Source organism: Mesorhizobium sp. CO1-1-11 (genome assembly GCF_020164995.1).
Classification (GTDB): domain Bacteria; phylum Pseudomonadota; class Alphaproteobacteria; order Rhizobiales; family Rhizobiaceae; genus Mesorhizobium; species Mesorhizobium australicum.
The window spans coordinates 19338-40146 of record NZ_JAIUHE010000021.1; the positions used below are offsets into that span (position 1 = coordinate 19338).

At 63.4% G+C, this 20809-nt stretch carries 19 protein-coding genes and 2 pseudogenes; 11 read left to right on the forward strand and 10 right to left on the reverse strand.

Features of this window, described 5'->3' with window-relative positions; translation table 11 throughout:
• Positions 1-58: 58 nt before the first annotated feature.
• Positions 59-1069, reverse strand: a complete 1011-nt coding sequence (locus tag LB554_RS22950; RefSeq protein WP_224587085.1) for an MBL fold metallo-hydrolase — start codon at positions 1067-1069, stop codon at positions 59-61.
• Positions 1070-1284: 215 nt separating this feature from the next.
• Here LB554_RS22950 and LB554_RS22955 point away from each other — a divergent pair, with 215 nt between their 5' ends.
• The 3 genes from LB554_RS22955 to zapE all read left to right on the forward strand — a co-directional run bounded on the left by LB554_RS22955 (position 1285) and on the right by zapE (position 3725).
• Positions 1285-1728 carry a hypothetical protein gene (locus LB554_RS22955; RefSeq protein ID WP_015314998.1) on the forward strand — a complete coding sequence of 148 codons (444 nt, stop codon included), beginning with the start codon at positions 1285-1287 and terminating at the stop codon, positions 1726-1728.
• A 138-nt stretch (positions 1729-1866) separates the two neighbouring features.
• On the forward strand, positions 1867-2406 hold the full coding sequence (locus tag LB554_RS22960) for a protease inhibitor Inh/omp19 family protein (protein ID WP_015314997.1): 540 nt from the start codon (positions 1867-1869) through the stop codon (positions 2404-2406).
• Positions 2407-2498: 92 nt separating this feature from the next.
• On the forward strand, positions 2499-3725 hold the full coding sequence (gene zapE, locus LB554_RS22965) for a cell division protein ZapE (protein WP_140712245.1): 1227 nt from the start codon (positions 2499-2501) through the stop codon (positions 3723-3725).
• A 39-nt stretch (positions 3726-3764) separates the two neighbouring features.
• Here zapE and LB554_RS22970 read toward each other — a convergent pair whose 3' ends face one another.
• Together LB554_RS22970 and LB554_RS22975 are read right to left on the reverse strand one after the other, a co-directional pair.
• Positions 3765-3974 carry a tautomerase family protein gene (locus tag LB554_RS22970; RefSeq protein WP_015314995.1) on the reverse strand — a complete coding sequence of 70 codons (210 nt, stop codon included), beginning with the start codon at positions 3972-3974 and terminating at the stop codon, positions 3765-3767.
• A gap of 161 nt (positions 3975-4135) precedes the next feature.
• Entirely contained in the window at positions 4136-5056 is a 921-nt protein-coding gene (locus tag LB554_RS22975) for an SMP-30/gluconolactonase/LRE family protein (RefSeq protein WP_015314994.1), read from the reverse strand.
• Positions 5057-5337: 281 nt separating this feature from the next.
• Between LB554_RS22975 and LB554_RS22980 the strand changes: the two genes are divergently transcribed.
• Entirely contained in the window at positions 5338-5505 is a 168-nt protein-coding gene (locus LB554_RS22980; RefSeq protein WP_015314993.1) for a hypothetical protein, read from the forward strand.
• 84 nt (positions 5506-5589) lie between these two features.
• On the opposite strand, the gene LB554_RS22985 is transcribed toward LB554_RS22980, so the two are convergent.
• Genes LB554_RS22985 through LB554_RS22995 form a run of 3 tightly spaced genes read right to left on the reverse strand, consistent with a single transcriptional unit; the run spans position 5590 to position 11385 of the window.
• A complete protein-coding gene (locus LB554_RS22985; RefSeq protein ID WP_224587087.1) occupies positions 5590-8928 on the reverse strand; it encodes an error-prone DNA polymerase in 3339 nt (1112 codons plus the stop codon).
• Positions 8925-10403 (reverse strand): DUF6504 family protein, encoded by a 1479-nt coding sequence (locus tag LB554_RS22990; RefSeq protein ID WP_224587089.1) that lies wholly within the window; start codon positions 10401-10403, stop codon positions 8925-8927. The genes LB554_RS22985 and LB554_RS22990 overlap by 4 nt, the downstream gene beginning before the upstream one ends.
• Positions 10345-11385 carry an ImuA family protein gene (locus LB554_RS22995; RefSeq protein ID WP_224587091.1) on the reverse strand — a complete coding sequence of 347 codons (1041 nt, stop codon included), beginning with the start codon at positions 11383-11385 and terminating at the stop codon, positions 10345-10347. Before LB554_RS22995 ends, LB554_RS22990 begins: the two co-directional genes overlap by 59 nt.
• Positions 11386-11543: 158 nt before the next feature.
• On the opposite strand from LB554_RS22995, the gene LB554_RS23000 reads away from it, so the two are divergent.
• Entirely contained in the window at positions 11544-12494 is a 951-nt protein-coding gene (locus LB554_RS23000; RefSeq protein WP_224587092.1) for an IS1595 family transposase, read from the forward strand.
• A 165-nt stretch (positions 12495-12659) separates the two neighbouring features.
• Here LB554_RS23000 and LB554_RS23005 read toward each other — a convergent pair whose 3' ends face one another.
• Both LB554_RS23005 and LB554_RS23010 read right to left on the reverse strand, forming a co-directional pair.
• Positions 12660-13634: a hypothetical protein gene (locus tag LB554_RS23005; protein ID WP_224587094.1), complete on the reverse strand. Its 975-nt coding sequence runs from the start codon at positions 13632-13634 to the stop codon at positions 12660-12662.
• 186 nt (positions 13635-13820) lie between these two features.
• On the reverse strand, positions 13821-14117 hold the full coding sequence (locus LB554_RS23010) for a DUF6932 family protein (protein ID WP_224587096.1): 297 nt from the start codon (positions 14115-14117) through the stop codon (positions 13821-13823).
• Positions 14118-14288: 171 nt separating this feature from the next.
• On the opposite strand from LB554_RS23010, the gene LB554_RS23015 reads away from it, so the two are divergent.
• The 3 genes and pseudogenes from LB554_RS23015 (at position 14289) to LB554_RS23025 (ending at position 15529) form a co-directional block, all read left to right on the forward strand.
• Positions 14289-14711, forward strand: coding sequence for a metallopeptidase family protein (locus tag LB554_RS23015; protein ID WP_140618287.1), 423 nt, complete (start codon positions 14289-14291; stop codon positions 14709-14711).
• Positions 14712-14913: 202 nt separating this feature from the next.
• A pseudogene (locus LB554_RS23020) lies at positions 14914-15233 on the forward strand (type II toxin-antitoxin system RelE/ParE family toxin).
• Positions 15234-15247: 14 nt separating this feature from the next.
• Positions 15248-15529, forward strand: a complete 282-nt coding sequence (locus LB554_RS23025; RefSeq protein WP_015314988.1) for a helix-turn-helix domain-containing protein — start codon at positions 15248-15250, stop codon at positions 15527-15529.
• 18 nt (positions 15530-15547) lie between these two features.
• Here LB554_RS23025 and LB554_RS23030 read toward each other — a convergent pair whose 3' ends face one another.
• Both LB554_RS23030 and LB554_RS23035 read right to left on the reverse strand, forming a co-directional pair.
• Positions 15548-15754, reverse strand: a complete 207-nt coding sequence (locus tag LB554_RS23030) for a DUF1737 domain-containing protein (RefSeq protein ID WP_140791662.1) — start codon at positions 15752-15754, stop codon at positions 15548-15550.
• A gap of 38 nt (positions 15755-15792) precedes the next feature.
• Entirely contained in the window at positions 15793-16680 is an 888-nt protein-coding gene (locus LB554_RS23035) for an HpcH/HpaI aldolase/citrate lyase family protein (RefSeq protein WP_224587097.1), read from the reverse strand.
• Positions 16681-16965: 285 nt separating this feature from the next.
• Between LB554_RS23035 and LB554_RS23040 the strand changes: the two are divergent.
• The 3 genes and pseudogenes from LB554_RS23040 (at position 16966) to LB554_RS23050 (ending at position 20803) form a co-directional block, all read left to right on the forward strand.
• Positions 16966-18500: pseudogene (locus LB554_RS23040) on the forward strand (DUF4153 domain-containing protein).
• Between the two features lie 3 nt (positions 18501-18503).
• Entirely contained in the window at positions 18504-19196 is a 693-nt protein-coding gene (locus tag LB554_RS23045; protein ID WP_015314984.1) for a response regulator transcription factor, read from the forward strand.
• Entirely contained in the window at positions 19187-20803 is a 1617-nt protein-coding gene (locus LB554_RS23050) for an ATP-binding protein (protein WP_224587100.1), read from the forward strand. The genes LB554_RS23045 and LB554_RS23050 overlap by 10 nt, the downstream gene beginning before the upstream one ends.
• The last annotated feature ends 6 nt before the right edge of the window (positions 20804-20809 follow it).

Consider the following 20809-nt stretch of genomic DNA (forward strand, 5'->3'; position numbering starts at 1 on the left):
GGATGACCATCAGCGAAAACCATGGCAGCGTAAACGGTCATTCCAGCCATCGAGGCGATCATATCCGGGGCACTTCCCAGATCTCGCCGGGTCGCAAGGCGCGAAAGCGCTCCTGTGGGATGCCTCGGCCGTCCAGCGCCTCGGCCAGCTTCCGCACCGGTTCGTCGAACGGCTCGTCGGTGAGCTGGAACGTGCCCCAATGGCAGCCGGCGGCGAAGGCTGCGTTGCACAACGACATGCCCTGGACCGCTTCCTCGGGGTTCTGGTGCTGCGGCGCCATGAACCAGCGCGGCTCGTAGGCGCCGATCGGCAGGATGGCGAAGCGGAAGCCGCCATGCCTCTCCGCCATCAGCCGGTAGTTGATGCCGCCGTGGAAGCCGGTATCACCGGCGAAATAGATTTTTCCGCCCGGCGTCTCGATGACGAAGCCGGCCCACAGCGCCATGCGCCGGTCGCGCGCCCCGCGCGCCGACCAGTGATGCGCGGGCTCGACGTGGGTAGCGGTGCCGTCGGAGACATCGACCCTGTCGCCCCAGTCATGCGCGGAAAGCCGCATCCCGGGCACCGCGGCGGCGATGATGGCATCGTTGCCGAGCGGCGTCACCACCAGCGGATCGTGCTTCTCCTGCAACTGCCTCAGCGTGGCAAGGTCGAGATGGTCATAGTGGTTGTGGCTGACCAGCACGAGGTCGATCGCCGGCAGATCGCCAAGGGCGATACCCGGCGGATTGACGCGCCTGGGTCCGGCAAAGGAGAACGGCGATGTGCGCTCCGACCAGACCGGATCGGTAAGGATGTTCAGCCCGGCTGTCTGGATCAGCAAGGTCGAATGGCCGACCATGGTCACGATCAGATCGGCGCCTTCGACCGCCGCCGCCGGCTTTGCCTGCGCAAAGGGGCTCGGGCTGGCAGCCGGCCATTTCGAGCGCTGGCCGCTGAACTGCCATTTCAGCAGATCCTTGAAGGGGCCGGGCATCCGGCCGCCGGGATTGAAGAACAGGCTGCCGTCGAAATGGTCGCTGGGCGGGCCGCTGTAGTAGCGGTTGGCGGCTTTCTTTCTGGCGGCCAAGGTCTGCGCTCCGGCGGGTTTCGGTGAACTCTTTGTTTTCACTCAATTCCCAGGGGGAAAGTGCTGTGCGTTTTCCCGGGGAAATCGCCACACACCTTTCCTGGAATTGGCCATAGACATAAGCCCTGACGCGGCTGGCGCAAGTGTTTGCCGGCCGAAGGCCAAGGGCGGCAAGGCGGTCTCGGCTAGGATCGCGGCATCAGGAGGAAGACGCCATGGCGATGAAGCGGACCAAGACACCCTGGATGAAGGCCGAGGATTTCGGCCGCTCGCTGCCGCGCGGCATCGGCGTCAATCTGCTGGTATCGGACATGGCGGCGATGGAAGCCTTCTGCGGTGACGTGCTTGGCGCCCGCATCGTCTATGCCGACGAGGATTTCGCCGCGCTCGAGCTTCTGGGATCGGTGTTCATGCTGCATGCGGACCATTCTTATCTCGACAATCCCATGACGGGCTCCATCGCGGGTACGGAGACGCGCGGTGCCGGCATCGAACTGCGTCTCTATGGCGCGGAGCCCGACGCGATCGAGGCGGCGGCGCTGGAGCATGGCCACATCGTGCTGGCCGGCGCGATCGACAAGCCGCATGGTCTGCGCGAGTGCTATATCGTCGGACCGGACGGATATGTGTTCGTGCCGAGTGCGCCGCTCGCCGGGTGAGTGCGATAAATTTGCAACAATTCATGTCACAAACCCTATTTTAACCATATCGGGTTGAAATTTCGCCACCTTCTCCATCTTGGTGGAGGTGAGATTGCGCGGACGGTTTCCCCCCAGCCGGATCCGACGGAGGTTGTAATGAATTTTTCGAAAGGCGGCCTGGTGGCCGTATCCCTGGCGGCACTCGTTGCGAGCGGCTGCTCAACCTCACGCTTCTCGTCGATGGACGACCAGCAACCGGCGCCGCTGCAGCCAGCCCCCGCCGGCCAGGTGAGTTCCAACCAGCTGCCGCCGCCGGCCTCGCCCGGCACCACCGACCCGTCGCGGTTCCCGACCGCGCCGGCCAACACGCAGGTTGCTTCGCTGCCGCCGGACGGCGCGGCGCCCGCGGGTGCCGCCGATCTCAGCGCGGCGGCCGTCGCCGGTGTCTGGAACGTCAGCGTCTCCGGCCAGAGCTGCAAGGTGGCGACGCCGCAGACCAAGTTCGGCGCCGGTTTCCGCGCCGGGCCGCTGCATTGCCCGGCGCCGATCGACGGCATCAAGTCGTGGAACGTCGCCGGCAAGCAGCTGACGCTTTATGACGAGAATGGCGGTTCGCTGGCGCGGCTCTATTCGTCGGGCGGCTCGAAATTCGACGGCCAGACTTCCAACGGGCAACCGATCTCGCTTACGAGGTAGGAGATGCCGACATTCAGGTGATGCCGGCGGCGTGACCTCAATCTCGGCGCACCCTTTCTCTGGGCATCCTGCTCTGAACAATGACGTGATCGATGCATCTGCGTGACGGCCTTCAGACCCATCCGACCGTCCGGCAGCGCTACGACCATCTGGTGGTATCAGGCGCGATCGAGCGCGATGCTGCGCAGGAAGCGATCGCCGCCGCGCTCGACCGGCTGACCGTCGAGATCTCGGCCAAGCGGCTGGCGCACAAGTCCAGTGCACTGGGCTGGCTGTTTGCGCGCAAGCGCGAGACGCATGAAGCTGTCAAGGGCCTCTACATCCATGGCGGCGTCGGCCGCGGCAAGACCATGCTGATGGACATGTTCTTCGAGCTCCTGCCGGTCAGGCGCAAGCGCCGTGTGCATTTCAACGACTTCATGGCCGATGTGCAGGACCGTATCCAGAAACACCGGCAGGCGCGCAAGGAAGGCACGGTCAGGGAAGACGATCCGATCCCGCCGGTGGCCAAGGCGCTCGCCGAGCAGGCCTGGGTGCTGTGTTTCGACGAGTTCTCGGTCACCGACATCGCCGACGCCATGATCCTGTCCAGGCTGTTCTCGGCACTGTTTGCCAACGGGGTCGTACTGGTGGCCACCTCGAACGTGGCGCCGCAAGACCTTTACCGTGACGGGTTGAACCGCCAGCTTTTCCTACCGTTCATCGCCATACTGGAACGCCACGCGCAGGTGCTGTCGCTGGACAGCGACAAGGATTACCGGCTGGAAAAGCTCGCCCGTACGCCGGTCTATGTCACGCCGGCCGATGCGGCGGCCGACCAGGCGCTCGACGAGGCCTGGCAGGCGATGACGCGCGGTGCGCCGACGGCCGAGACCTCGCTGACGCTGAAGGGACGCAAGGTGGTGGTGCCGGCCGCCGCTGGTGACGCGGCGCGTTTCACCTTCGCCGACCTTTGCGAAAAGCCGCTCGGCGCGCGCGATTACCTGGCGATCGCCGGGCGGTTTTCGACTGTTTTCATCGACCGTGTGCCGGTACTGGGCGAAGGCAAGCGCAACGAGGCCAAACGCTTCATCCTGTTGATCGACACGCTTTACGACCATCATACGCGGCTGGTGGTGAGCGCCGAGGCGCCACCGCACGCGCTTTATGTGGCCAAGCGCGGCGTCGAGGTGTTCGAATTCGAGCGAACCGCATCGCGGCTGATCGAGATGCAAAGCCGCGACTGGCTGGAGAGCTGGGCGAAGCGCCGGCCGGGTGAAGGTACGGTCGGCCGACGCACGGCAGGCGCGGACACGGACGCCGCACCTTCACCTTCCTGAGCAGAGCCCAGGATTTACGGCGCTCATCGCGCCTTGGGATTATTTCTTGCCTCTCAACGTCTCCACGTCGGTCTTGCCGACATACCAGTCGCGGGCGTTGACTTCCTCGAAGACCACCCAGACATCGTCGTTGCTAAGCCCGGTGGCGTCCATGATGGCCGCCGTGACTTTCCTGGCGATGTCAGCCTTCTTGCCGGCCGGATCGGCGGCGATCACTTCCTTGACGATGCGGATGTTGACGAATGGCATGACGCCCTCCCCTTGAATTGTGTCTGATACCGCCGACATGCGGCTTCGACTCCGCCCCGGCGAACCGCAGGATGGTGGCTCCGGAAGCCGCGGCGAAGCGGGCGCTGTGGCTACCCGCAAAACGGCCAATAAGGGACGCCAGAGAAGCGTTTCCAGCAGACTCAATAGGTCTTGGCCCCATTCACCATCAGCCGCACCGAATAAAGCGAGGTGGTGCCGGCGATGTAGAGACAGTTCAGCTTGGCGCCGCCGAAAACGCAATTGGCGGTCACCTCCGGCACCTTGACCTTGCCGATCAGCGTGCCGTCGGGATCGTAGCAATGGATGCCGTCGGCGGCACTCGTCCAGATGCGCCCATCGGCGTCGAGCCGGAAGCCGTCGAACAGTCCGGCCGTGCAGTCGGCGAACACCTTGCCTCCGGAAACCTTCTTGCCGTGCTTGCCGACGTTGAACACCCGCATATGCGCCGGGTTCTCGGCGCCATGCGTGCGGCCGGTGTCGACGACATAGAGCAGGCTTTCGTCGAGCGAGAAGGCAAGGCCGTTCGGCCTGACCATGTCGGTGATGACAGCCTCGATATCGCCCGTGTCGGGATCGACCCGGTAGACATGGCAGGCGCCGATTTCACTCTCGGCTTTGTCGCCCTCATAGTCGGTGTCGATGCCGTAGGTCGGATCGGTGAACCAGATCGAGCCGTCGGACTTCACCACCGCGTCGTTGGGCGAGTTCAGCGGCTTGCCCTTCCATTTGGCGGCGATGGTGGTGATCGAGCCGTCATGCTCGGTGCGGCTGACGCGCCGGCCCGAATGCTCGCAGGTGACCAGCCGGCCTTGCCGGTCGACGGTGTTGCCGTTGGAATTGCCGGAGGGCTGACGGAAGACACTGACGCTGCCGTCCGTCTCGTCGTAGCGCATCATGCGGTTGTTCGGAATGTCCGACCAGACGACATAGCGGCCGGCGGCGAACCAGGCCGGCCCTTCCGCCCACCGGCAGCCGGTGAACAGCTTCTCCACCTGCGCGTTGCCGTTGAACAGGCGCCCGAAACGCGGATCGAGAACTTCATAATAATCTGCGGCCGCCATGTTTCCTCCAGGCATCAGGTGACATTGGATCAAGCCAGCCCGCAATCGATCTGGCAAGACGGGGTAACGCTAATTTGTAAGACAAAATGGAAGGCGGCTCGCCTGCCGGCCCGGCCCGCGCGTCGTGCGGGAGCTTGGAAGCCATTAACCGGCTATGCGCTGGCTGCAATGGTGCATTGCAACATCTTCTTTTTGCAACGCATCATTCCTATGTCATGATCCGTACCGATCAAGGGAGGAAGAAACGGCCGCGCCGAATGCGGCACAGAAGGAACCTTGCTATGATCTTCAACGACCTCGTGACCCGCGCTCGCACCAGCATCGCCAAGCGCAAGCACTACAATCGCCTCATCGCCGAAATCGACAGCTTCTCCAGCCGCGATCTGGCCGACATGCGCGCCGACCGTTCGGAAATGCTCTACCAGATCCACAAGCAGATCTACGGCTGAGCAACTCGTCACGTTTGTCGTCCTCGGGTGGCCGCGACGGAGCTTCGCTCCTGCTCGCCCGTGGATGACGAAGGTGGGGCGGGCCTACTGAAAATTACGCCCTTTGGGCATGACCCTCTCCGCCTCTTCCGACAGCGTTGCGAGATCCCGTCCGTCTTTCAGCATCGCGGGCCGAATTGCGGGTTGGCCGGAGCGGTCCGAGGGATCGGCGGCCGGCAGTGCGGCCGCACCAACCTTCTCCAGCAGCACGGTCAGCCAGGGCGTCAGGTCCTCGATCTTCTCGGCGACGATATGGACGACACCTGATTCCGACTGCAGTTTCCCGGTGACCTTCACAAACCGGGCACCCATGACGATGGGCCGGAAACGGGTGAAGGTCCTTTCCCAAAAGATGACGTTGGCGACGGCCTTGTCGTCTTCCAGCGTGAGAAAGATCGCGTTGCCCTTGCCGGGGCGCTGGCGCACCAGCACCAGCCCGGCAACGGAGACCCGCCTGCCGTCGCGCACGGAAGGCAGGCTGGCATTGGGAGTGATGCCGGCGCGGTCGAGCCGCTCGCGCAGGAAGGCGACCGGATGCGCCTTCAGCGACAGGCCGAGCGAGCGGTAGTCATGGATGACATGCTCGCCGAGCGGCATTTTCGGCAGCTTCGTTTCGGGCTCCAGCTCGCGCAGGCTGAGCGCCGGCTGGTCGAACAGCGGCAGCTTCTCGGCGGCACTCTTCCCGTCGAGCGCGCGGACCTCCCATAGTGCCGCGCGGCGGTCGAGGCCGATGGAACGAAAGGCGTCGGCCTGCGCCAATTTCTCGATCTCGTCGACATTGAGGCCGGAGCGCAGCCAGACATCCCGGACCGTCGAGTAGCCGGCGCCGCGCCGCTCGACGAAAACCTCCATGCGTTCCTTGGAAAGTCCCTTGATCTGCCGGAAGCCGAGCCGCACCGCATGCTGAGTCTCGATGACACCGCGCATTTCGGCATGACGCGGCAGGATGCGGGCCGGGTCGAAAAGCGCCTTTTCCAAAGTGCAGTCCCAGACGGAGAAATTGACGTCGACCTCGCGGATGTCGACGCCATGGTCGCGGGCGTCGCGCACCAGCTGCGCCGGCTGATAGAAGCCCATCGGCTGCGAATTCAGGATCGCGGCGCAGAACACGTCCGGGTAGAAGGTCTTGAACCAGCAGGAGGCATAGACGAGCAGGGCGAAGGAGGCGGCGTGGCTTTCGGGAAAGCCATACTCGCCAAAGCCCTCGATCTGCTTGAAACAGCGCTCGGCGAAGTCCTTCGTGTAGCCCTTGCTGACCATGCCGTCGATCATGCGCTGGCGGTAATTGCCGATCGTGCCTGTGCGCTTGAAGGTGGCCATGGCGCGGCGCAGTTCATCCGCCTCGCCCGGCTTGAAGCCACCGGCGACGATGGCGATCTTCATCGCCTGCTCCTGGAACAGCGGCACGCCCAGCGTCCTGCTGAGGATCGCTTCTAGTTCAGGTTTTTGATACTCGGCCGCCTCTTTGCCCTGTCGCCGACGCAGGTAAGGGTGGACCATGTCACCCTGGATCGGACCAGGTCGAACAATCGCCACCTCTATGACAAGGTCATAAAAATCTTTTGGTTCGAGCCTTGGCAGCATCGACATCTGGGCGCGCGATTCGATCTGGAAGACCCCAAGCGTATCGGCTCGGCAGATCATTTTGTAGACCTGCCTATCCTCGGGGGGCAGGGTGGCGAGCACATAGGGCTGCCCATACGCATCCCGTGCCTTTGGATAGTGATCCGTGAGCAAGGTGAAAGCGCGCTGGAGGCAGGTCAGCATGCCGAGCGCCAGGATATCCACCTTGAGGATTTTCACCGAATCGAGATCGTCCTTGTCCCATTCGACCATCTTGCGCTCGTCCATCGCCGTCTTGACGATGGGGACGATCTCGTCGAGCCGGTCCCTGGTGATGACGAAGCCGCCGACATGCTGGGAGAGGTGGCGGGGAAAGCCCATGATCTCGTTGGCGCGTTCCATCACATGCCGTGACACCGGATCCCTGCGGTCGAGGCCGCCGGCCCTGGCTTCCTTCTCGCCGAGTTCCGAGGTCGACCAACCCCAGATCGAGCCGGAGAGAGACGCCCTGACATCCTCCGAAAGGCCCATCGCTTTCGACACTTCGCGCAGCGCCGAACGGCCGCGATAGCTGATGACGGCGGCGGCGAGTGCCGTGCGTTTGGAGCTGTATTTCGTATAGATGTACTGCATCACCTCTTCGCGCCGTTCATGCTCGAAGTCGACGTCGATATCCGGCGGCTCGTTGCGTTCCTCGGAAATGAAACGCTCGAAGAGCGTGTCGATCTTGTCCGGCCCGACCTCGGTAATGCCAATGCAGAAGCAGATAATCGAATTGGCCGCGGAGCCGCGGCCCTGGCAGAGAATGCCTTCGCCTCGGGCGAATTTGATGATGTCATGGACGGTCAGGAAATAACGGGCGTAATTCAGCCGCTCGATCAGGGCGAGCTCTTCCTGGATTCGTTTTATCACGCTGGCGGGGATACCGCCGGGAAAGCGCCGGGCCGCACCTTCCCGAGCCAGTCGCTCCAGCTCCGCCTGCGGTCCGAGACCCGATTCCGTCGGCTCGTCGGGATAATTGTACTGAAGGTCGCCGAGCGAGAAGGTCAGCTCTTGCGCAAACCGCAGCGTCTCCGCCAGCGCTTGCGGATACCGGCGGAACAGGCGCGCCATTTCCAGCGGCGGCTTCAGATGGCGTTCGGCATTGGCGGTCAGTTCCAGCCCCACCTCGGCGACCGGAACATTGAGGCGGATCGCGGTCAGCACGTCCTGCAGCGGGCGCCGTTCGGCCGTGTGGTAGAGCACATCGTTGGTCGCCATCAGCGGGATGCCGGTGCTCTCGGCGAACGCCGCCGCCTGCTCGATCCGGAAGCGATCATGGCCGGCATAACAGGGTGAGACGCCGAGCCGCAGGATCCTGCCGAAGCGACCCCTGAGTTCACGGAGCAAAGCCAGACTGTCTTGCGCGCCGGCCGCCAGATCGGGCAGGACCGCCAGCGACATCCGGTCCCCCCATTCGAGCAGGTCGTCGCGCCGGAGCAGGGTGGCGCCCTTTTCGGTCTCGTCACGCAGATTGGCCTGGGTGAGCATGCGGCACAGATGGCCCCAGCCCGCACGGTCCCTGGGATAGGCGAGAATGTCCGGCGTGCCGTCGCCAAAAACCAGCCGGCAGCCGGGATGGTAGGCAAGCTTTTCGACCTTGGCCTGCTGCCAGGCGCGCACCACGCCGGCGACGCTGTTGCGGTCGGCGAGCCCGATCGCGGAGAAGCCCATGAGCTTGGCCGCGACCACCAGCTCCTCGGGTTTGGAGGCGCCGCGCAGGAAGGAGAAATTCGACTGGATGCCGAACTCCGCATAAGGAATGACGGTCAGCGCGTTCATGCGAAGACCCCATGCATGAACCAGCGCGGCGGGGTTTGCGAGACGCCGCCGTAAAGGCCTTGCCGGTAGAGCCAGTAGCGGCGGCCACCGGCATCCTCGATGCGGAAATAATCGCGTGTCGACGCCGCCGCGTCGCCCGGCGCCTCGCGCCACCATTCGGCGGCGATGCGCTCCGGCCCTTCGGCGCGCGTCACACGGTAAAGCGCGCGGCGCCAACGAAAATGCAGCGGCGGTCCCTCCGGCATTTCGGTGGCCGGCACCTCGATGGGCTCGGGCGAACGGAACAGCCGGATCGGTCGTTCCGGCGGGAAGATGGTCATCGGCGCCTGCATCCTGTCCGGCTTCTTGGGTGGTGTGGTCCGGCGCGGGGCTTCGGTGAAGGGAATGACGGCGACGGCGCGTTCCGGCAGGTGGCTTTCCACGGGAACCGGCTGCAGAACCGCGCCCTCGCCGAGGCGGACGCGGATACGGTCGGCGAACAGGGCGATGTCGGCGCCGTCATCGGCCGCTTCGCCGGTCAGATCGGTCTGCTGCATGTCGAAAGCGGCGACGGCCAGCACCGAGAGGCGCACCAGGTCGAAGCCAAAGCCGGCATCGATATGCTGCTCGAGTGCCGCCAGCCTTTCATGGAACAATTTCCGGATCAGCAAGGGTTCGCGCATCGGCCGCGAGGTGCCGAGCGCGATGCGGCTGACGGCGCCGTCGACGCGAAAAAGCAGTAGCGCCAGGCTCCTTGCGCCTTCGCCGCGGCGTTCGAGGTCGGTCTTCAAGGTCGTCGCCAGCATGCCCACCAGCCGCTCTATCTCCTCCGTCAGCGTGACGGGCTCGGCGAGATGACGCTCGACCGAAAGCGGCGCGACGGGAAGACGCGGTGAGATCGCCTCGTCGAGACGGCCAAGCGCCTGGTCGAGGCGCTGGAGCAGCAAAGCGCCGAAGCGGCGGGCGAGCGGCGCGCGCGGTGCCGCCATGACGGCACCCGCCGTGCGCAGCCCCACGCTTTCCAGGCTGGTACGGGTTTCCGGCGCTATGCGAAGGGCGGCCAGCGGCAAGGGCGCGAGCAGGGCTTCCTCCTCGCCTGATGGAACGATGCGGTCGCCGCAAAAGCGGGCCGCCGCCCAGGCCGCCCCGGGCGTGCCGGCAAGCCCGGCGCGGACGTCGAAACCCTGCTGGAAGAAGCGCGACAGGATTTCGTCCAGCATGGCGCGTTCGCCGCCGAACAGATGGGTGCAGCCGGTGACGTCGAGGAACAGGCCGTCGATGCCGTCCAGCGCCACCAGCGGCGTGTAGCGGTCGCACCAGTCGGCAAGGCCCTCGAGCAGGCGCCGGTCGGCCTCCGGATCGGCTTCGACGATGTCGATCGACGGATGCATGGCGCGCGCGTCGGCAATCCCCATGTCGCGCTTCAGGTGCAGCGCCTCAGCCCGCGCGTCGAGGGCCGAGATGCGCTGCGCGTTGCCCTGGCGATGGCTGATCACGAGCGGTGGATGAGATGGCTGCGGATGATCCGGCGGCCGGGAACGCCAGGATTTCCCCAGACGCTGCCGCAGGATCCTTTCGGTCGCGAGATAGGGAAACCACAGGGACAGGATTCTCTGCCCATTCGTTGCTTGCCCTGCTTCTTTCCTCGCCCCTTCTTTCATCGAATCTGCGTTCATCGGGGTTCCACTCCAGTGTGAATTGTCCAGGCAGGGCCGTGCGGCTCTTGCCGATGCTGATGGTGAAGGCCGGGTGGCCGATCGAGCCGGCGAGCGGCCCGGCGACTGTTTCGCGCGGCACGGCCGGCGCCGAAGCGACAATCAGACGAACAGGCGCCGCCGTCGGTTCGGGCTCGGCCGCTTGTCGCAGCAGGAACACCGGCCGGCCGGCACCTTGCGCCCGCGCATGCAGGCGGCGTGTCGCGGTCAGGTCCAGCCGCTGCGGATTGCCGCGGATCTCCAGGATGACGGCTGCAAGCGCGGTCATGCGGGCCGCCTCCTCGGCGATCCACAGCGCATCGACAAGCCTGGGCGCCTCGGAAAACAGCAATTGCTGGGGCTCGATGCCGAACGAGGCATGCAGCCCCCTGGCATAGGGAAAGCCGGCCTCATGGAAAATTTCCGATGTCCCGATCCACAGGATGGGCAGCCCCTGCGCCTGGTTGAGGATCAGGCTGACGATCGACAGAGCGAAACCGGCGACGGCGCCCGCATCGCGGGTTTCCAGGCCATGGATTTCGGTCAGGGCGGCTTTCGGCAGGCCGCCGCTGAGCGCGGCATCGAGCCGCTCGATGCCGATGGGCAGGAAAGCATCCGGCAAGGCCGCGGCAAGCCCGCGCCGGACGATCGTCAGATCGCTGCCGGCGTCAGCAAGGGGCGCGCCAGCCGGCGCCTGCAGGCGCTCGGGCAGTGTTCCCTCGATCTTCGCGATCTGGCGGCGCAGGGCAAAAACAGTCTCCCGCGCCACGGCGGTCATCGCCATGACGGTCAGCTTTCACTCACGATTGTTCCTGTTATGTTCCTATAGATTCCAGAGGGGATCGGAAGAGTCAAGCAGAGTCATCAAGGAATTTATTCCGCATATTATACTTGACGTACCCACGTTTCGGGATTAGAAAGGAGACACAAGGAGTTGCCCCGATGTCCGTCCTTTCCGATCCCCACTTCCACGACGAAGCCGAAGCCTACAAGTTTGTGGAGGCCAGGATTTGGCCGAACGGCCCGGTTTGCCCGCATTGCGGCGGCTTCGAGCGCATCTCCAAGATGGAAGGCAAGAGCACCCGGATTGGCACCTACAAGTGCTACCAGTGCCGCAAGCCCTTTACCGTGAAGATCGGCACCATCTTCGAAGCCAGCCACGTCAAGTTGAACCACTGGCTACAGGCGATCTTCCTTATCGCGTCGTCCAAGAAAGGCATTTCGAGCAACCAGCTTCACCGCACCCTTGGCGTGACCCTGAAAACCGCTTGGTTCATCTCGCACCGCATTCGCGAGGCCATGCGCGACGGCAAGCTTGGTCCGCTCGGCGGGAACGGGATGATCGTTGAGGCGGACGAAACCTACTTTGGCAAGACCGCCGAAAAGCCGGCGCTGCGCACCGATGGCAAGACCCCGTTCAAGTTCAAGAGCCGTGGCGGCCCCTCCGGCAAGCGCGCCGTGCTTGGCCTTATCGAGCGTGGCGGCAACGTGCGCACCTTCCATGTTGCGCAGGCCACCAAGGTCAACGTTGCCGAGCTGGTGACTGATAACGTCCACCACGAAAGCACTCTCTACACCGACGAAAGCCGCCTCTACACCACCATGGGCGATCACTTCGCCGCTCACGATAGCGTCAAGCATTCGGCTGGCGAATACGTGCGCGGTGTGGTGCATTCGAACACCATCGAAAGCTATTTCAGTATCTTCAAGCGCGGTATGCGCGGGACCTACCAGCATTGCGCAGAGAAGCACCTTCACCGCTACCTTGCGGAATTTGACTTCCGCCACAATTCACGCGTAGCCCTTGGCGTGAATGACGTAGCGCGCGCCGATCGCATCCTTGATGGTGTCGTCGGAAAGCGCCTGACCTATCGAACGACTAGTGCGAGGTGAGGCACCCTATGGCGTCTGGCGACCGTCCAAATACCGCCCCAAAGCCAAGCGGAAAAAAGGCAAAGCCACTTAGTCAGAAAGAGCAATCCGAGCGGTTCAAGGAAGCCGCTCGGGAGCTTGAGGCTGATGAAAGTGGGGAAGCCTTCGAGTCGGCAGTCGACGCGATCATCCGCCGAGCAGCGGCGGACCGAGAGCGATAGAAAGTGGATCCAAAGGAAGCGGATTCAGCCTTCTGAGTACGTTTTTGACCTCGCGTACGTCTGTAGCGTAGTGCTGACGTTCAATCATGCTGATGTCGGCGACATAGGGAGCGGGAACGCGGTTCTGCGCAATCAATGAGAATTGATCGTCAAGCTTGCCTTTGTAGGACTCTCCATCAGGAACCACAAAATGGAAGGTCTTGGCATTGACGTCTATGCCGACCAGAGTTCCCGCAACCGATATTGGAATGGTTTTCTCATCCGAAGTTCTATCAATGATTTCGGCGATCTTTTCCAACTTAGAACGGGCAATCACCTGCCCTCGCTCTACCCCGTCAGACCGCTTCCATCGAATATCCGCAGCGAACCCACCTTTGACGGTGGCCTTCGACCAGTCGTGGACGCGCTTAACGACCGCGCGACCAAGATTGTTGGCAATGTCCTTGACGTTATCAACGTCAGACACATCCATGATCTGATAGAGTGCGTCGATTGGCTTGTCCAAGTTCCCTTCGATGAAATCGCGCTCGCTTTTGGCAAGTAGAACAATGCCTAGCGAGCCGCTGTAGGAAAACGCAAAGTCGAGAGTGCTGGCGGCCTTAGCTTCCGCCCCGATAACAGCATTCGACTTCGGCCCATTGGCGAATGCGTCGTAAATCTGGCTGAAGAGCAACTGATATTCCAAGAACGAACTTGCCACGTGCTCCAAGGCATAGCCGTCGCCAAATTCAGGGGAAAGTCGGTAGTTACAAACCTCGATATGATTGATCGCAGCTAGCCTGTTCAAGTCCGACCGGGCCTGCTCGGCCAGCCGACGCATCGACGCAAGATTGATTTGAAGCCCCCGATCCTGCGGCGCGCGCTGAAGCGCCGCCTCTAGACGAGAGACGGACGCATGGGCCTTCTTTGCTCTATCCGCGACGTAGGAATAGTCCGACATCTGTCTCATATAGCGTCAGGACGACATAGCCCTTTAGCCACTCCTTGCTGTGTTCCGCTCCGTACACTTCATTCCAAGAACTCAGTTCATCCAGCTCCGTTCCAAAGATTGGGTGGTCTCTTGGCCACCTGGTAAGCACGAAACTGTCGATGTTCTCACCATAACCTGCCACGGTTAGTTTATCAATCAATTTAAACTGATTTTCATCAACAGATTCAACGACTTCATTACTATCACTATCGTGATGTCAAGGTCGTCGGGGTCTGGTTTCGTCGTCAAAAAGCTTCCGTCAAGCCACAAATCACAGGGGATTTTTGCCGAAAGAAGGTCTTGGACGACCTGCTCCAAGTTCCAAAAAATCATGGTTCGAGAAGGAGGTTCGCCAAAGGGGACAACAAAGCGATCCCAAACATCGCTTAGGGTCATCTGGTGGCGACCGGGCGGCAGCAACGGTTCGTAATCGTGCTTTTGCCCGACAGCCACTCAGTTCCCCCCAATGCCGTGGGGACCATACTGGCGTTCCGCTCAAAATGCCAGTGGGTACGCGAAGTACAATATGCGGAATTTATTCCTCTTCCTGCGCGACACCGACGTACAGGCGTCATTTGCCTCGACCAGCGCGAACGCCTATATGCCGGGATCAAAGGACAAAGCATGGCCCGCATCTATAAGACCCGCACCTGGCATGGTGAACTTGCGCCCTCGATGGAGGAATTGGAGTTCCTGGCCCTGGAGGCCTACGCCCACCTGCCGGAGGATTTTCGCAAGCTGACCGGCGAGATCGTCATCCAGATCGCTGAATTCCCGACCGACGAGATCATGGACGACCTGTCGCTGGAAACACCGTTCGACCTGCTCGGCCTGTTCGAGGGGCGCGGCATCGCCGAACGCTGGAACCCGCAGACAGGCGAAGGCCCGAACCGCATCACGCTCTACCGCCGCGCCATGCTCGACTACTGGGCCGAAAACGAGGAAACGCTGGGCGACATCGTCACCCACGTACTGGTCCACGAGATCGGCCACCATTTCGGCCTGTCGGACGATGATATGGAGAAGATCGAAGAGGCGGCTGAATAGCCCGTACCTTCGTCTTCCTGCTCTATGCCGCTTCGCTTCTTGCTTCGCCCTAGGTGACGAAGAGAGAGGTTACCGCGCTTCCCTTCTCAGTCGATATCCCTAACCATGTTGGTCTCAGCATGGTCGGTGAGCCGCCGCTATGGTCATCGATTGGCCGGATCACCGCCTTGCGCAATATACAAGTTTTGATATAAATCCACCAATGCCAGTAACAAAGCGCTTAGAGTTTCTCGGAGATTCTCTTGCCCAGCTCCGGGATTTTCCAGAGGCGGCACGCAAGGAAACGGGCGTTCAGCTGCATAAGGTGCAGCTCGGACTAGAGCCAAGCGACTGGAAGCCGATGACGACGGTCGGCCCAGGTGTGCGGGAATCCGCGTCCGCGACGCCACCGGCGCGTTCCGGGTGCTTTACGTCGCGAGCATAGGCGACGCTGTCTATGTGCTGCACGCCTTCCAGAAGAAGACGCAACAGACAGTGAAACGAAACTTGGATCTTGCCGCATCCCGGTTCAGACAAATCTAGTGGAGGTAAGGACGATGGACCGTCAGAGTTTTGAAAACGTGTGGGACGCACTGGAGGAGACTCCGGCCGAGTCCGCCAACATGACCATGCGCTCCAACTTGCTGATCGCTATCGAACAGCGGGTGCGGAGTTGGGACGTTACCCAGGCCGAAGCAGCCAACCGGCTTGGGATTACCCAGCCACGCCTTAGCGACCTCCTGCGGGGCAGGATCACGAATTTCAGTCTGGACACGTTGATCAATCTTGCCGCGCTGGCCGGACTTACCGTGCGTCTTGATATTGTCGAGGCCGCCTGATGCTCTCCTTGCCAGCGGCTACCAGTCGCTGAGCTTCGTATCCGGCCCGTATTCCTGGCCATCGACATCCTTCACCACGGCCTGGCCGCAGCGCATGGTCTTGGTCTTCTTGTCGTAGGCGTAGGTCGGCGAGCCGAACAGGTGCCAGCCCCTGTTCAGCGCCGCCGTCACCTTATGGCAAAAGCTGGCGTCGTCCGGGGCGGTGAGAAAGCGGTAGAGTTTCATCGTCCAACTCCTGTCGTGTATCCCCAAATCGGCGAATATCATGCGCCGATGGCGGCCGCTTTCGCCAGAAGTTTTTCGGCCTGCGCCAAGTGCAACCGCTCGACCATCCTGCCATTCAGCGCGATGACCCCCTTGCCACTGTTTTGCGCAAGCGCGAAGGCATCCTTCACCGCGCGCGCCTCGGCCAGCGCCTGCGCCGACGGGGCGAAGGCACGGTTGGCCGCCTCGACCTGCGATGGATGGATCAGCGTCTTGCCGTCGAAGCCCATGGCGGCGGCCTGCGTGCACTCACGCGCGAACGCATCCGGGTCGCGGAAATCGTTGAACACCCCATCGAGCATGTCGATCCCGCCGGCGCGTGCCGCCAGCAGCATCTGCATCAGCCATGGCAGCAGATAGGCGCGATCCGGCGTCGCCAGCACGCCGGTATCCTTGATCAGGTCATTCGTTCCGGCGATGAAACAATCCAGGCGCGAGGCGGGGTCGCGGCCGAGTTCGGCGATGGCGCCGATGTTGAGCATGGCCTTGGGCGTCTCGATCATCGCCCATAGTTTCACGCTGTCCGGGGCAAAACTATCGTCCAGCACATCGCCGACTTCGAGCACGTCACGCGGCGTGTCGACCTTCGGCAGCAGGATGCCGTCCGGCTCCGCCTTGGCCACGGCCGCAAGATCGTCAGTGCCCCATTCGCTGGACAGCGCATTGACGCGTACCACCATCTCGCGGCGCCGGCCATTGGGATCAGGGCGGTTGGCGAAAATGCCGGCCAGTTTTTCGCGCGCGGCGATCTTGTCGGCGGGGGCGACGGCGTCCTCGAGGTCGATGATGACGGCGTCGCAGGCAAGCTGCGCGATCTTGGCCAGCGCCTTGTCGTTGGAGGCCGGGACATAGAGCACGGAGCGGCGCGGGCGGTAGATTTCGGTCATGCCAGATCTATGCCGTGTGTGATTGGTCGAGGCAAGCCGCCAGCCCTGCACGAAAACTGCACGCGCCTGCCGAAAACCTCCTCCGATCCGCCGCATCGCTTTCCTGCAGGCCTGCGACACAGGCGGCATGCACAAGCGAGCAAAACCCCGTCTGCCTTACCGGCTGCGCAGCGAAGGCTGGTGGCTGGTCGACCCGCAACGCGCCAACCCCGCTGCAATTCCCATCCCATTTGTCCGCAAGAGCCCATCGCCATGGCGATGGGACGCCATCAGGAAGATCAGGCCATGACCTCTTTCTTCCGCGCCGCGCCAAGCTATTGCAGCCGCTTCGGCGTCGCCGTGCTGCTGGTCGCGCTCGCCGATTTCCTGTTCTACGGCCAGCCCGCCGGGATCACGGTTCTGCTGTTCGCCACGCTGCTTGCCGCCGCGGTGATTGCCGTGCATCCCGCCGCCTTCAGCGACGGCAAGATGTGGCTCAAGTCGGCCGCCTTGCTTGTCGCGCTGTTGCCGCTCGCCGAGACTGTCAGTCCCTTGTCCGTCTCGGTCGCGCTTGCCGCGCTGGTGGCGTTCGCGCTTTCGCTGAGCGGCCGCCCGTGGCACGGCATGGCGCGAATTGCCGGCCAGATCGTGCTGTTCGGACTGGCGGCGCCGTTCCGGTTCCTCGGCGATTTTCTCCAGTGGCGAAGAGCGGCGCGGCGGTTCGGCGGACATCGCATAAGGCTGGCGGCAATCGCGGTCTGGGTAATGCCGCTGACGCTGGGCGCGGTCTTCGTCGCCCTTTTCGGTGCAGCCAATCCGGTCATCGAAGACTGGCTGTCGCTGATCGACGTCTTCAAGCTGCTCGACCTGATCCAGCTGACGCGGATTGCCTTCTGGCTATTCGTGCTTGCCGGCGTCTGGGCCTTTCTGCGGCCACGCCTGCCGCGCTTTCAGCGCCGCATCGCCAGGCCAAATCACCCTCCTGCCGATGCCCAGCCAGCGGCCGACAGGCACGCCGTCGAGGATATCGTCTTCGGCAAGGCCGCCATCCTGCGCGCGTTGATCGTCTTCAACATTCTGTTTGCGCTGCAGAGCGGACTCGACGCCACCTATCTGTGGGGCGGGGTCGCGCTTCCCGATGGTTTGAGCTACGCCGCCTACGCGCATCGCGGCGCCTATCTCTTGATCGCCACCGCGCTGCTGGCCGCCGGTTTTGTCCTTGCGGCGCTGAGGCCCGGCAGCGAAACATCGGCCGACCCGCTCATCCGTCGGCTGGTCTATGCCTGGGTGGCGCAGAACATCATGCTGGTCGTCTCGTCGATCCTGCGGCTCGACCTCTATGTCGGCATCTATGCGCTGACCTACTGGCGCGTCGCCACCTTCGTCTGGATGGGACTGGTGGCGGCCGGCCTTGCGCTGATCATCGCCCGTATCGCGCTCGGAAAATCCAGTGAATGGCTGCTCTCCGCCAATCTTCTGACGTTATCCCTGACGCTTTATGTCTGCTGTTTCATCAACTTCGCAGCCATGATCGCCACCTACAATGTCGACCATTCCCTCGAAATGAGCGGCCAGGGCATCCCGCTCGACGCTTGGTATCTCCGCTCGCCGGGCCGGACGCGTTTCCGGCGCTCGATCGCTTCTTCGATCGTCAGCGCGGGACGGCCAATGCCGGTGCCGTCGCCGAACTGGCAAGGTTGCGCGGTGTCGATGAAGGCTGGTATCGCAGCCTGCAGGAAAACTGGCGAAGCTGGAGCTTCCGCGACTGGCGCCTGCTTCGCTATCTCGACAACAGGCGGCCTATTGTTCCCAGCGCCGCGGAACCCGTGCCGGATCGCTAATCCATGCCGCATCACATCCTCGTCGCCGACGACGACCCGCATATCCGCGAAGTGATCTGCTTCGCGCTGGAAAAGGCCGGCATGAAAACGGCTGCCGTCTCCGATGGCGCCGCCGCCCTGCAGGCAATCGAACGAAGCACACCCGACCTTGTCGTGCTCGACATCGGCATGCCGGAGATGGACGGGCTGGAGGTCTGCCGGCGGCTGCGTCACACATCAGACGTGCCGGTGTTGTTCCTGTCCGCGCGCGACGAGGAGATCGACCGCATCCTCGGGCTCGAAATGGGTGGCGACGACTATGTCACCAAACCGTTCAGCCCGCGCGAACTCGTCGCCCGTGTCAACGTCATCCTGCGCCGCGCCCGTCCGGCGGCGCCGGAACTGGCCGACGACAGGCAGTTCGCGCAGGGAAAGCTCACCCTGGCGCCGGCCAGCCACGCGGCCGCCTTCGACGGCAAGCCGCTCGCCCTGACGGCGATCGAGTTCTCGATCCTGAAAGGGTTTCTGGCGCGGCCCACCCATGTGCTCGACCGCGACGCGGTGATGGCCAACGCCTATGCCGGCAAGATCCATGTCGCCGACCGCACCGTCGACAGCCATATCCGCAACATCCGGGCCAAGCTGGCGGCCGTGGGGTGCCCGGAGGTCATCGAGACCGTGCATGGCGTCGGCTTCCGGCTCGGCCGATGCGGCTGACGACATCAAGCAAATCGATTGGCAGCAAGTGGATCGGCCGCAAATGGCGGCCTCGCCTCGCCACCGTCGTCGTCGCCATCCTGATCCTGGTAATGTCCCTGCCGCTGGTCGGCCTGTTCTTCTTCCGCCTCTATGAGAACCAGCTGATCCGCCAGACCGAGGCAGAACTGATCGCACAGGGCGCGGCCGTCGCCGCCATCTATGCGCAGGAGGTCCGCGACGCCGGCATTTCACCGGAAAAGCTTGGCGTGGCGATGCCGCCGGCCAATGGCTATGCGAGCCGAGGCGCCAATCTCGATTCGCCCTATCGGCCGATCGAGCCGCGGCTCGATCTCGCCTCGGACTACGTGCTTGCGACCCGGCCGGCGGGGATCCCCGCCACGGTCGATCCCGCTTTCGCCACGATCGGCGCGCGGCTGGCGGGCATTCTCGACGCGACGCAGAAGACCACGCTGGCCGGCTTCCGGCTGCTCGATCCCCGGGGTGTCGTGATTGCCGGGCGCGACGAGACCGGGCAGTCGCTCGCCGGGGTCGAGGAGGTGCGTGAGGCGCTCGCCGGGCGCTATGCCAGCGCGCTCCGGCTGCGCATCCCCAACCAGCCGGCGCCGCCGCTCTATTCGGTCAGCCGCGGCACCAGGGTGCGCGTCTTCGTCGCTTTGCCGGTGGCCGTCGACGGCAAGGTCGCCGGCGCGGTCTATGTGTCGCGGACGCCCAACAACATCATAAAACATCTCTATGGCGAACGCGGCAAGGTGACGGCGGCGGCGATCGCCATCCTAGGTGGCACGCTGCTCATCGGCCTCGTCTTCCTGCGCACCGTCAGCCGGCCGATCTACGCGCTGATCGACCGCACCCAGCGCATCGCCGCCGGCGAGCGCGACGCGATCCGGCCTCTCGACCACCATGGCACGCGAGAAATGGCGGAGCTTTCCGCCGCCTTTCTCGACATGGCCGAAAAACTGCAGGCGCGCTCGGACGCCATCCAGACCTTCGCCACCCATGTCTCGCATGAACTCAAATCGCCGCTGACGGCGATCCAGGGCGCGGCCGAACTGCTGCGCGATTCAGGCTCGGCGATGGACGATGACGAGCGGCGGCGCTTCTCCGACAATATCGTCACCGATGCAGGGCGGCTCAACCTTTTGGTCCGGCGGCTGCTCGACCTGGCGCGGGCCGAAAACCTCGCACCCAGCGGCGAAAGCACCTCGGTCGGCGCGGCGCTGGCCCTGCTTCCCGTCGACACCAGGCTGGCGGTTGAAGTCAAGGCCGGTGGCGACCTGGCCTTGCGCATCTCGGCCGAGAACGCGGCGATCGTGCTTGCCAACCTCATCGACAATTCCGCCGGGCACGGCGCGACGCTGGTTTCGATCACCGCCGCAAGCGCAGGCGGCAAGGCGACCGTGCTGGTCGGCGACGACGGCGCCGGCATCTCGCCAAGCAACCAAGCGCGCATCTTCGAGCCGTTCTTCACCACGCGACGCGATACGGGCGGCACCGGCATGGGGCTTGGCATCGTGCTGGCCCTCCTGAAAGCGCATGATGGTACGATCCGGCTGGTTGACTCCGAGCGCGGCACGCGCTTCGAGATCACTTTGCCGGTCGCGTAGATTGCG

Excerpts from the sequence above, each read along its gene's own strand:
- LB554_RS22955 (WP_015314998.1), top strand. The coding sequence starts at position 1,285 with ATGGCGATGAAGCGGACCAAGACACCCTGGATGAAGGCCGAGGATTTC.
- LB554_RS22960 (WP_015314997.1), top strand. The coding sequence starts at position 1,867 with ATGAATTTTTCGAAAGGCGGCCTGGTGGCCGTATCCCTGGCGGCACTC.
- zapE (WP_140712245.1), top strand. The coding sequence starts at position 2,499 with ATGCATCTGCGTGACGGCCTTCAGACCCATCCGACCGTCCGGCAGCGC.
- LB554_RS22970 (WP_015314995.1), bottom strand. The coding sequence starts at position 3,974 with ATGCCATTCGTCAACATCCGCATCGTCAAGGAAGTGATCGCCGCCGAT.
- LB554_RS22975 (WP_015314994.1), bottom strand. The coding sequence starts at position 5,056 with ATGGCGGCCGCAGATTATTATGAAGTTCTCGATCCGCGTTTCGGGCGC.
- LB554_RS22980 (WP_015314993.1), top strand. The coding sequence starts at position 5,338 with ATGATCTTCAACGACCTCGTGACCCGCGCTCGCACCAGCATCGCCAAG.
- LB554_RS22985 (WP_224587087.1), bottom strand. The coding sequence starts at position 8,928 with ATGAACGCGCTGACCGTCATTCCTTATGCGGAGTTCGGCATCCAGTCG.
- LB554_RS22995 (WP_224587091.1), bottom strand. The coding sequence starts at position 11,385 with ATGGCGATGACCGCCGTGGCGCGGGAGACTGTTTTTGCCCTGCGCCGC.
- LB554_RS23000 (WP_224587092.1), top strand. The coding sequence starts at position 11,544 with ATGTCCGTCCTTTCCGATCCCCACTTCCACGACGAAGCCGAAGCCTAC.
- LB554_RS23005 (WP_224587094.1), bottom strand. The coding sequence starts at position 13,634 with ATGTCGGACTATTCCTACGTCGCGGATAGAGCAAAGAAGGCCCATGCG.
- LB554_RS23015 (WP_140618287.1), top strand. The coding sequence starts at position 14,289 with ATGGCCCGCATCTATAAGACCCGCACCTGGCATGGTGAACTTGCGCCC.
- LB554_RS23025 (WP_015314988.1), top strand. The coding sequence starts at position 15,248 with ATGGACCGTCAGAGTTTTGAAAACGTGTGGGACGCACTGGAGGAGACT.
- LB554_RS23030 (WP_140791662.1), bottom strand. The coding sequence starts at position 15,754 with ATGAAACTCTACCGCTTTCTCACCGCCCCGGACGACGCCAGCTTTTGC.
- LB554_RS23035 (WP_224587097.1), bottom strand. The coding sequence starts at position 16,680 with ATGACCGAAATCTACCGCCCGCGCCGCTCCGTGCTCTATGTCCCGGCC.
- LB554_RS23045 (WP_015314984.1), top strand. The coding sequence starts at position 18,504 with ATGCCGCATCACATCCTCGTCGCCGACGACGACCCGCATATCCGCGAA.
- LB554_RS23050 (WP_224587100.1), top strand. The coding sequence starts at position 19,187 with ATGCGGCTGACGACATCAAGCAAATCGATTGGCAGCAAGTGGATCGGC.